The sequence below is a fragment of the Nocardiopsis protaetiae genome, assembly GCF_045446735.1.
GTDB lineage: Bacteria > Actinomycetota > Actinomycetes > Streptosporangiales > Streptosporangiaceae > Nocardiopsis > Nocardiopsis protaetiae.
This window is the reverse complement of the sequence record NZ_JBJJBV010000249.1, coordinates 1-9,877: the sequence shown is the minus strand read 5'-3', so window position 1 is coordinate 9,877 and position 9,877 is coordinate 1. Positions and strand designations below refer to the sequence as shown.

The following is a 9,877-nucleotide window of genomic DNA, read 5'->3' as shown; positions in this document are numbered from 1 at the left end:
CCCCGCCCCCCTTTTCTTTCGGGTCCGGTGGGTTCAGCCTCCCCGCCGCTCCCAGGCCCTGCGCAGCGCGGCGACGGCCTCCTCCGGGCCGTGGCCCAGGCCGCGGGCCCGATCGGCGTAGTCCCGCGCGGCCCGGTCCAGGGTGTCCGGCTCCGGCGACGGCGGGGCGGTCGAGCGCAGCGGCGGGGGAGCGGACCGGGCGCGCTCGGTCGCGTCGGCGGTGACCGAGGTCCCGTGCCGCCTGCGGCTCGCGAGCACCCCCACCGCCTCCAGTTCGCGGAAGGCCCGCGCGACGGTGTTGGGGGCCACGGCCAGGTCCCCGGCGAGCTGGCGGATGCTGGGCAGCCGGGTCCCGGGCGGCAGCTCCCCGGACAGCACCAGCTCCACGATCCGGCCGCGGATCTGCTCGTAGGGCGGGACGGGGCTCTGCTCGTTGACCTCGATGATCACCGGTGTCCTCCGAGGGAGGCGGTGGCGTCCGCGACGACCGCCGCGGACTCCAGGTCCGTGAGCGCGCGGGCGGTGGCGCGCCAGGTGCCGACCAGCCAGGCCAGCACCCCGGCCGCGATCAGGACGAGCCCGCCCAGCGCCAGCAGCCCGCCGGGAGCGTAGGGCCCGGGAGCCCAGGCGGTGGCGGCGAGGGAGAGCGTGCCTCCGGCCGAGCAGCCCGGGTCGACGGGGAGGAGGGCGTAGGCCGCGCCGGTGAGCAGGTCGCCCGCGATCACCAGCTGGGCCCCGACGGCCGCGTACAGGGCGCGGGCGGCGGAGAGGCGGCGCAGCGCCCGGTCCTGTGCGGGGGAGAGCGGGGCCATGGCGGGCCGGGCCGCGGCGGCGCTCACGCCCACCGCGCCCAGCAGGCCGGCGCCCGCCGCGGCGAACCCCGTCAGCCCGAGGGCGAGGGTGTCGTCGGCGACGGACATCGCCAGGACGCGGGCGGGGTAGCAGTCGGCGGCCTTGGTCATCAGGTACTCGCCGTAGGACACGGCGAACGCGGCCGCGGTGACGGCCGCCGTCAGGGCGGCGGCGGTGACCGCCTCCCGGCGGGACAGCACGGTGTTCCAGCCGCGCGGGCGCAGCTCGGCGCGGCGGGTGCGGGTGCGCAGCCGCGGCAGCAGGTCCGCGATCAGGCCGGCGGTGACGACGGCGGCCAGCAGCCCGGCGACCTGCACCGACGAGATCGCGATGACCCCTTCGCCGCCCAGTGCGAAGTAGGCGGCCACCAGGGCGGCCACGGCGGCCACGAAGCCGACGAGGGCCGCCGTGCCGTGGCCGCGCACGGCGGCGGTGCCCGCGGCGGCCGGGACCACGCCCTGGACCGCGGCCTCCCGCCGGGCGCGGACCAGCAGTGCGATGCCGGCGGCGATCAGGGCGAGGGCCATCGGGAGCGCGGCCCAGGCCCGCAGGACGGTGAACACCTCCAGGGCGATGACCGCGACGACGCCGAGCGGGATCAGCAGCACGGCGAGGCGGCGGGCGGGGGACGTGCCGGGGGTCGAGGCCGACAGCGGCGGTGACGCCAGGAGCAGCAGCGCCAGAAGTAGGACGACGGGGACGAGGGGGAGGCCGAGCCACTCCCTGGTGTCGTCGGAGAGGAAAAGAAGGACGTGCGCGGACATGCGGTCTCCTCCGGTTCTTCTTTGAGTCAATGTATTAAATCATTGATACAAAGAGGTGTCCAGTCTCGGGCGGTTCCGCGCCTCCGGCCCTTGCGGGAATACCTCTAGGGGGTATAGGTCTTGAGGGAGGGCGAAGGCCGTACGGCGCGGCGACCCGCCCCGGTGATACCCCTCCTGGGTATATTCCGGGGGGGAGGAGAGGGACATGAGCGCACACGACCACGGTGACCACACGGACCACTCCGGACACGGCGGAGTGCACACGGATCACGCCGACCACGGTGATCACGCAGATCACTCAGAGCACAGTGACCACTCTGGGCATGGTGGCCACTCCGGACACGGCGGCCACATGGGGCACGGTGGCGGACACGGGGACCACGCGGCGATGTTCCGGACACGGTTCTGGTGGAGCCTGCTGCTCAGCCTGCCCGTGGTGTTCACCAGCCACATGGTGTCCGGGTGGCTGGGCTACCACGTGGCCGAGCCCCTCACCTGGGTCCCGCCGCTGCTGGGCACCGTCGTCTACCTCTACGGCGGCTGGCCGTTCCTGTCCGGGGTCGCGGGTGAGCTCAGGGACCGCAGACCCGGGATGATGACCCTGGTTGCGATGGCCATCACCGTCGCCTTCGGCTCCAGCCTGCTCGCCACGCTCGGCGTGGTGGGCATGATGCTGGACTTCTGGTGGGAGCTGGTGCTGCTGGTCGTGGTGATGCTGCTCGGCCACTGGCTGGAGATGCGCGCCCTGGGCCAGGCGTCCGGCGCGCTGGAGGCGCTGGCCGCGCTGCTGCCGGACCGCGCCGAGCGGATCGGCGGCGACGGCGCGACCGAGGAGGTCGCCGTCGCCGACCTGCGCACCGGCGACACCGTGCTGGTCCGCTCCGGCGGCCGGGTGCCCGCCGACGGCACCGTCGTCCGGGGTTCGGCGGCCGTGGACGAGTCCATGATCACCGGCGAGTCCCGCACCGTCACCCGCGGGGCGGGCGACCGCGTGGTCGCCGGGACCGTGGCCACCGACTCCGCCGTCCGCGTCCGGGTGGACGCCGTCGGCGAGGACACCACGCTCGCGGGCATCCGGCGGCTGGTCGCCGAGGCACAGGCCTCCACCTCACGCTCCCAGGTGCTGGCCGACCGCGCGGCGGGACTGCTGTTCTGGTTCGCGCTGGGCGCCGCGGTCCTCACCGCCGCCGTCTGGTCGGCGCTGGGCGAGGCCACCCAGGCCGTCGAACGGACCGTGACGGTGCTGGTCATCGCCTGCCCGCACGCGCTGGGGCTGGCGATCCCGCTGGTCATCGCGATCTCCACGGCGCTGTCGGCGCGCAACGGCATCCTCGTCAAGGACCGGCTGGCGCTGGAGCGCACCCGCCTGGTGGACACCGTCCTGTTCGACAAGACCGGCACCCTGACCAAGGGCGCCCCGGCCGTCATCGGCCACGCCGCCGCCCCCAACGGGGACCCCGCCCGGGTATTGGCCCTGGCGGGGGCGGTCGAGGCCGACTCCGAGCACCCGCTGGCCAGGGCCGTCGTGCGGGCGGCCCGGGAGGCCGGCGCGGTGCCGTCCGCCACCGGCTTCCGGTCGCTGACCGGGCGCGGGGTGCGGGCCGAGGTCGACGGCGAGGACGTCCACGTGGGCGGGCCCGCGCTGCTGGAGTCCCTGGGGTTGACCGAGCCGCCGGAGCTGGAGGCGCGCACCCGGCCCTGGCGCGAACGCGGCGCGACGGTGCTGCACGTGATCGCGGGGCGGGAGGTCGCGGGGGCGCTGGCCCTGGCCGACGAGGTGCGGCCCGAGTCGCGGGCGGCCGTCCGGCAGCTCAGGGAACAGGGCATCGCGGTGGCGATGGTCACCGGCGACGCCCGCAACGTGGCCGACGCGGTCGCCGCCGACCTGGGGCTGGACGAGGTGTTCGCCCAGGTCCTGCCGGACCAGAAGGACGCGGTGGTGCGCGACCTCCAGGAGCGCGGGCGCACGGTCGCCATGGTCGGCGACGGCGTCAACGACGCCCCGGCGCTGGCCCGGGCCGACGTCGGCATCGCGATCGGCGCGGGCACCGACGTGGCCATCGAGTCGGCGGGCGTGGTCCTGGCCTCCGACGACCCGCGGGGCGTGGTGGCGGTGCGCAAGCTGTCGCGGGCGAGCTACCGCAAGATGATCCAGAACCTGGCCTGGGCGGCGGGGTACAACGTGCTCGCGGTCCCGCTGGCGGCGGGGGTGCTGGCGCCGGTCGGGATCGTGGTGGCCCCGGCGGTGGGCGCGGTGCTGATGAGCCTGTCGACGGTCATCGTGGCGCTCAACGCGCAGCTGCTGCGCGGAGTGGACCTGTCCCCGGCGGATTAGGGCGACCGTAAACCGGACCGCAACCCCGCGGGGGTGGCGCGGAAACGGTGCGGAGGGGAGGATCGGAACGTCGATCCTCCCCTCTTGTAGCGGGAAGGGGCGGTCGGCGCGGGCCACCGCCCCGCTTCGGATACGGGGCGGCGGCCCCTCGCCTTCTCGGGTCAGGGGCGCAGGGCGGACAGGACGAGGTCCGTCATGTGGTCGGCGCGGGCGGGGTCGGAGAGGCGGTCGCGGGTCCAGGCGGCGGCGCTGATCAGGGCGAACACGTCGTCGGCGGTGACGCCGGCGCGGATCTGCCCGGCGGTGCGGGCGCGCTCGGTCAGGGTCGTCCCGGCGGCGGACAGGCGGGCGCACGCCTCGTGCAGTTCCGACTCCGGGTCCTCCAGCCCGCCCAGCAGCTCGTCCGACAGCCCGCTGTAGACGGCGCCGTGGTCGGCGACGGCCCGCGCCCAGCGCAGCAGCGCCTCGCCCGGCGGCGCGTCGGCGTCGGCGGTCAGCCCGTCGCCCAGGGCGAACAGCGCCTCGTGCCGTTCCCGCAGCAGTTCCAGCAGCAGCGCGCGCCGGGTGGGGAAGTGCGCGTAGAGCGTCCCCACCGCCACCCCCGCCCGCCGGGCGATCTGCTCCAGCGGCGCCCCCGTCCCCTGCTCCCGCAGCACCGTGTCGGCCTCGGCGAGCAGCCGGGCGCGGTTGCGCCGGGCGTCGGCGCGCATGGGACGTCCGGAGGATTCCGCGGTCATATCTTGAGGGCTCCTCGACTTTGGGCTAACTTCTTGAGGGTCCCTCATTTTATAGGAGCCCCCCGTGATCCTCGTGACCGGTGCCACCGGCACCATCGGCCGCCACCTCGTCCGCGAACTCACCGAACGCGGAACCCCCTTCCGCGCGCTGGTGCGCGACCGGGCCAAGGGCGAGGCCCTGGGCCACCCCTTCGCCGTCGGGGACTTCGCCGACCCCGCCTCGCTGGCCGCCGCCCTGGAGGGCGTCGACCGGCTCTTCCTCAACGGCCCCGGCGCGCAGCCCGTCACCGGGCCGCAGCCGATGGTCGCCCACCAGAGGGCCGCCATCGACGCCGCCCGCGCCGCCGGGGTCGCCCGGATCGTCAAGGTCTCCGCCTGGCGCCCCTCGCCCGACTCCCGCCTGTCCGTCCTCGCCCACCACGGGATCGACCGGCACCTGCGCGCCGCGGGCCCGGCGTGGGCGACCCTGCGCCCCACCGGCTTCATGCAGAACCTCCTCGCCCCCGCCGCCTTCGCCCCCGACGGCGCCCTGGCCGGGCCCTACGGGACCGGCCGGGTCGCCTACGTCGACGCCCGCGACATCGCCGCCTGCGCCGCCGTCCTGCTGACCGGGGACGAGGGCCTGGGACGGGACCACGACCTCACCGGCCCCGAGGCGCTCACCCACGCCGAGATCGCAGACCTCCTCGGCGTCCCCTTCCGCGACGTGCCGCCGGGGGAGGCCGGGCGCGACCTGCGCGCCGCCGGCCTCCCCGCCGGGTTCGTGGACGACCTGCTGTGGCTGTACGCCGAGATGGCCGACGGTTCGATGTCCGAGACCACCACCGCCGTCCGCGACCTCACCGGCCGCGAGCCGTACACCTTCGCCCGGTTCGCCGCGGACCACCGGTAGCGACCGCACCTCCCGGGGCGGCCGGACGTCCCGGTTCGCCCTATTCGCGGCCTGTATCCCCGCAGGTGAAGGCGGTCCGAGGTTTCACGTGAAACATCGCCCCCGGTCAGGCGGCGGCGCGCTCCGCCGCCGGGTGGTCCAGGCAGGCCGCCATCGCCCGGTGCCACCTGTTGCCCCGCAGCCCCGGCTCCAGCGCCGCCAGGGTCGACGCGTACTTGGTGAACACCACCTCCCGGAACCCGAGCGCGTGCAGCCGCCGCTCGGTCTCCGTGAGCCCGCCGCGCGTCTTGACCTCCAGCAGCGCCCACCCCGGGCGCATCGCGACCGACCACCCGCCGCGCCGCCCCACCAGCCCCGTGTCCACGGTGACCCGCTCCCGCCCGGACAGCGCCACCGCGGTCGTCCGCCGGTAGTCGGTCACCGCGCTGGCCGTCAGCACGTCCGGCGGCACGATCCCGTACGCGGTCAGGGTGTCGTCCAGGAACCGCCGGGAGGCCGGCGTGAGCCGGTCCGCCTCCCCGCCGTGCTCCACCCGCACCTTGTCGGTGATCCCGCGCGCCCCCTTGAGCTTGACCTCGAACATCCGCGTCCCGGTGTCCTCGTAGGTCCGCACCCGCACCTTGTACCGCAGCCGCCGCCCCTGCCGGTGGTCCCGGAAGCACCGCAGGTCCGGGGTGTCCAGGTAGGTGGAGGAGTACCGGAACGACGTCCGCCCGCCGATGGTCAGCACCCCGAACGCCGAGCCGGGGAACAGCCCGTCGACCGCCTCCTCCGGCACCAGGTACTTGCGGCAGGTCCGGGTCACCAGCGCGGCCCGCGCGTTGATCTCCTCCAGCGACAGCGCGGGCAGCCCGGTCAGCGCGCTCAACGGCCCTCCCACCGGGAGGCCGTGCCGCTGCGGGCGGGCAGCCCGCCCGGCGCCGGGACCCGGAACCGCACGTCCACGACCATCAGGTCGCGCACGTAGTCCACCTCGACCACGTCCACCCGGGTCACCCGCGCCCGCAGCCGCGCCGCCAGGTCCTGGCGCAGCGCCACCGGGTCCTCGTGCACCGCGTCCAGGGTGAGCATCCGACGTTCGTGCCGGGCCAGCAGCCGGGGGTGGTCGCCCACGTACATCACCGTCAGCAGCAGGACGTTGAGCCCCAGCAGCACCCACGGCGCCGACACCGCCACCGCGTTGATCAGCCCCAGCGCGATGGCCGTGAAGTAGTACCCGATCTCGCCCTGGCTGATGAGGTCCGAGCGCAGCCGCAGGATCGACAGCACGCCGAACAGCCCGAACCCGACCGCCAGCGCCACCTCCTGGCCGGTCATCATCGACACCACGGCGAAGATGCCGGTGTTGAGCGCCACGTAGGCGAGCAGCAGGTCCCGCCGTCCGTGGCGGCGGAAGTAGAGGACGTACGACAGCAGGGTGATCGCGATCAGGTCGATCGCCAACGCGAACCAGAACATGGTGACCATCGTGTGCCGCCCGGGTGAGGCGGCCATGAGCCCCGCATGAGGGAATCCTCATGCCCGGGACACCGTCCCGCCACCGTCCGTCCACCCCGCCCCGCCGCCCCCGGGCGCGCGCCCGGGGGCGGACACGCCCCGACCCCGGACACGCCGGGGGCCGGGGACCCCCGCCCCCGGCCCGCGCTTTCCCGTGCCCCGCGCCTCAGTCCGCCAGCCGGTACCCCATCCCCCGCACCGTCACGATCCGGTCCGCCCCCACCTTGCGCCGCAGCGCCCGCACGAACACGTCCACCACGTTCGACCCCGGGTCGTAGTCGTAGCCCCACACGTGCGACAGCATCTGCTGCCTGCTCAGCACCTGCCCCGGGTGCCGCATCAGCAGCTCCAGCAGCGCGAACTCCCGCGCCGTCAGGTCCACGGTGTCGCCGTCCACCGCCACCCGCCGCGTCCGCAGGTCCAGCGCCAGGCCCCCGGCCTGGAGCACGGTCGGCTCGCTCGTCCGCTCGCGGCGCATCCGCAGCCGCACCCGGGCCAGCAGCTCCTCGAACCGGAACGGTTTGGTGACGTAGTCGTCCGCCCCGATCTCCAGCCCGGTCACCGTGTCCCGCACCCCGTCGCGCGCGGTCAGGATCACCACCGGGATGTCCACCCCCAGCGCGCGCACCCGCCGCAGCACGTCGAACCCGTCGGTGTCGGGCAGCCCCAGGTCCAGCAGCATGAGGTCGAACCCGCCGGTCACCGCGTAGTCCACCGCCTCGGCGCCGGTGCCCACCACGGTCGTGGTGAACCCGCCTGCGGACAGCCCCTTGCGGATGAACGAGGCGATCCTCTCCTCGTCCTCGACGATGAGGATGCGGCTCACCGCTGCTCCCTTCCGTTCTTCACTGCTGTTCCTTTCCACGGGGGATGACGAGGGTGAACGTGGACCCCTGGCCGAGCGCCGAGCGCAGGTCCACCCGCCCCCGGTGCGCCTCCGCGATGGCCCGGACGATGGCCAGGCCCAGCCCGGCGCCGCCCCCGCCCGCTCGGGCCGCCCCGCCGCGGGAGAACCGGCCGAAGATGCGCCCCTGCTCCTCGGGGGCGATGCCGGGGCCCTGGTCGGTGACCCAGAACAGCACGTCGGGGCCGTCGACCATGGAACCGATCCGGATGGTCGACCCGGGTTCGGTGTAGCGCACCGCGTTGGCCGCCAGCTGGACGACCGCCTGGGTGACGCGTTGCGCGTCGAGCCGCCACTCCTCCTCGGCCATGGCCTCCAGCCGCCAGTCGCGGTCGCCGAGCCGCCGCACGTGGGCGTCGATGTCGCTGGTCAGCTCGGCCAGGGACACGGGTTCGGGGCGCACGAAGTCGGGCTGCTGGGACTTGGCGAGCAGCAGCAGGTCCTCGACGATGCGGCCCATGCGGTCCAGCTCGTCGGTGACCAGCCGGACCACCTCGCGCCGCTCCTGCGGGTCGTCGCCCATGAGCTCCAGGTGCCCGCGCACGATGGTGATGGGGGTGCGCAGCTCGTGCCCGGCGTCGTCCACGAACCGCCGCTGTTCGATGAACGCGCCCTCCAGCCGGTCCAGCATGCTGTTGAACTGCTGGGCCAGCGCGGCGATGTCGTCGCGCCCGGACACCTCGATGCGCCGGGTCAGGTCCTCCTCGGTGATCTCCGCGGCGGTCTGGCGCACCAGCCGGACGGGGGCCAGTATCCGCCCGGCCACCCACCAGGCGGCGGCAGCGGCGGCGATCAGGCCGACCAGGCTGACCAGGCTGATCGTCCGCACGGTCTCGGCGACGGCCGCCTGGTCGGGGTCGGTGAAGTACCCGGTGACGAACCAGCCGTCCGCCCCGGCGGCGTCGGGGGCGCGCACCCGGACCTTGATCCACTCCATGGGTCCGGCCGGGGTCTGGAGGGTGCCGCGGCCGCTCGGGTCGTCGAGGATCGCGGCCACCGCGTCCGGGTCGGCGGACACGTCGTAGAGGGGTTCCTGCCCCTGGCGGATCCGCCCGGCCTCCTCGCCGCCCCCCTCGACCCAGCCGAACAGGATCTCCGACGGATACGGGAACTGCCGCGCCAGGTGGACCTCCATGAGTCCGGCGACCGAGGCGAACGCCTCCCCGGTCTGCGGGTCCCTGCCGACCTGGGCGAACTCCTGGAACTCGGCGATCTCCTGGGTCAGCGCCCGGTCGGCCCGGTCGCCCACCCCGCCGCTCAGCGCGCTCCAGGTGACGAGCACGACCAGGGCCAGGGTCAGCGCCATGAGCAGCACCACCCAGGCCATGATGATGAGCCGGGCGGGCAGGAGCCGTTGGTGCCGCCGCACCTCGGGCGGCCCGTCGCGCAGCACCATGGTGGGGAACACCGCGGTGGCGCCCGCGGACCGCCGGACCCCGTGCGACGCCGTGCCCAGGTCCCGGGTGGGGGAGTCCGGGCCGTCAGGGGAGCCCGGGCCCCCGGGGAGGCCAGGGTCATCAGGGAAGCCCGGGCCGTCAGTCGTCATCGTCGTCCCCGTCGTCATCGTCATCGCAGTCGTCGTCATCGTCGTCGTCCCCGCCCGGGCAGGCACCGGGTGAGGGCGGAGTGGACGCACCGCCACCGGGCCCCGCGCCGGACTCCCCGTCGGACGGCTCCGGCGACCGGTCGGTCACCGGCGGCGGGGGCGGCACCACACCCTCGCCCCCGGCGGACTCCTCCGCCTCCGGCACCGCCCCGGGGGACTCGCCCACGACGACCTCGCCCGGGGGCACCGGGCCGGCGTCACCCGAGGTCAGGCTCCAGACCAGCCCCGCCCCCGCGAGCAGGACCACCGCGATGGCGGCCACCACCGCCGACAACACCCATGGTGATCTC

General features: G+C 75.0%; 10 protein-coding genes. 2 read left to right on the top strand and 8 right to left on the bottom strand.

Features of this window, described 5'->3' with window-relative positions; genetic code table 11:
• Nucleotides 1-33 precede the first annotated feature (33 nt).
• Complete coding sequence (locus ACJOT3_RS27750; protein ID WP_406976068.1) at nucleotides 34-450, bottom strand: GntR family transcriptional regulator; 417 nt, start codon at nucleotides 448-450, stop codon at nucleotides 34-36.
• The gene (locus ACJOT3_RS27745; protein ID WP_406976067.1) at nucleotides 447-1,616 is read right to left on the bottom strand and encodes a hypothetical protein; all 1,170 of its coding nucleotides are present in this window, start codon (nucleotides 1,614-1,616) and stop codon (nucleotides 447-449) included. The genes ACJOT3_RS27750 and ACJOT3_RS27745 overlap by 4 nt, the downstream gene beginning before the upstream one ends.
• A 388-nt stretch (nucleotides 1,617-2,004) precedes the next feature.
• On the opposite strand from ACJOT3_RS27745, the gene ACJOT3_RS27740 reads away from it, so the two are divergent.
• Complete coding sequence (locus ACJOT3_RS27740) at nucleotides 2,005-3,951, top strand: heavy metal translocating P-type ATPase (RefSeq protein WP_406976066.1); 1,947 nt, start codon at nucleotides 2,005-2,007, stop codon at nucleotides 3,949-3,951.
• Nucleotides 3,952-4,112: 161 nt separating this feature from the next.
• On the opposite strand, the gene ACJOT3_RS27735 is transcribed toward ACJOT3_RS27740, so the two are convergent.
• Nucleotides 4,113-4,688, bottom strand: coding sequence for a TetR/AcrR family transcriptional regulator (locus tag ACJOT3_RS27735; RefSeq protein ID WP_406976065.1), 576 nt, complete (start codon nucleotides 4,686-4,688; stop codon nucleotides 4,113-4,115).
• 64 nt (nucleotides 4,689-4,752) lie between these two features.
• On the opposite strand from ACJOT3_RS27735, the gene ACJOT3_RS27730 reads away from it, so the two are divergent.
• Nucleotides 4,753-5,580, top strand: a complete 828-nt coding sequence (locus ACJOT3_RS27730; protein ID WP_406976064.1) for an NAD(P)H-binding protein — start codon at nucleotides 4,753-4,755, stop codon at nucleotides 5,578-5,580.
• A gap of 106 nt (nucleotides 5,581-5,686) precedes the next feature.
• On the opposite strand, the gene ACJOT3_RS27725 is transcribed toward ACJOT3_RS27730, so the two are convergent.
• The 5 genes from ACJOT3_RS27725 to ACJOT3_RS27705 all read right to left on the bottom strand — a co-directional run.
• Nucleotides 5,687-6,448, bottom strand: coding sequence for a polyphosphate polymerase domain-containing protein (locus ACJOT3_RS27725; RefSeq protein WP_406976063.1), 762 nt, complete (start codon nucleotides 6,446-6,448; stop codon nucleotides 5,687-5,689).
• The gene (locus ACJOT3_RS27720; protein ID WP_406976069.1) at nucleotides 6,445-7,038 is read right to left on the bottom strand and encodes a DUF4956 domain-containing protein; all 594 of its coding nucleotides are present in this window, start codon (nucleotides 7,036-7,038) and stop codon (nucleotides 6,445-6,447) included. Before ACJOT3_RS27720 ends, ACJOT3_RS27725 begins: the two co-directional genes overlap by 4 nt.
• Before the next feature lie 205 nt (nucleotides 7,039-7,243).
• Nucleotides 7,244-7,903, bottom strand: coding sequence for a response regulator transcription factor (locus tag ACJOT3_RS27715; protein WP_406976062.1), 660 nt, complete (start codon nucleotides 7,901-7,903; stop codon nucleotides 7,244-7,246).
• Nucleotides 7,904-7,922: 19 nt separating this feature from the next.
• Nucleotides 7,923-9,527, bottom strand: a complete 1,605-nt coding sequence (locus ACJOT3_RS27710) for a sensor histidine kinase (protein WP_406976061.1) — start codon at nucleotides 9,525-9,527, stop codon at nucleotides 7,923-7,925.
• On the bottom strand, nucleotides 9,517-9,877 hold a 361-nt coding region (locus tag ACJOT3_RS27705; RefSeq protein ID WP_406976060.1), incomplete at its 5' end, for a hypothetical protein. The genes ACJOT3_RS27705 and ACJOT3_RS27710, both read right to left, overlap by 11 nt.

Excerpts from the sequence above, each read along its gene's own strand:
- ACJOT3_RS27710 (WP_406976061.1), bottom strand. The coding sequence starts at position 9,527 with ATGACGACTGACGGCCCGGGCTTCCCTGATGACCCTGGCCTCCCCGGG.
- ACJOT3_RS27735 (WP_406976065.1), bottom strand. The coding sequence starts at position 4,688 with ATGACCGCGGAATCCTCCGGACGTCCCATGCGCGCCGACGCCCGGCGC.
- ACJOT3_RS27720 (WP_406976069.1), bottom strand. The coding sequence starts at position 7,038 with ATGTTCTGGTTCGCGTTGGCGATCGACCTGATCGCGATCACCCTGCTG.
- ACJOT3_RS27740 (WP_406976066.1), top strand. The coding sequence starts at position 2,005 with ATGTTCCGGACACGGTTCTGGTGGAGCCTGCTGCTCAGCCTGCCCGTG.
- ACJOT3_RS27745 (WP_406976067.1), bottom strand. The coding sequence starts at position 1,616 with ATGTCCGCGCACGTCCTTCTTTTCCTCTCCGACGACACCAGGGAGTGG.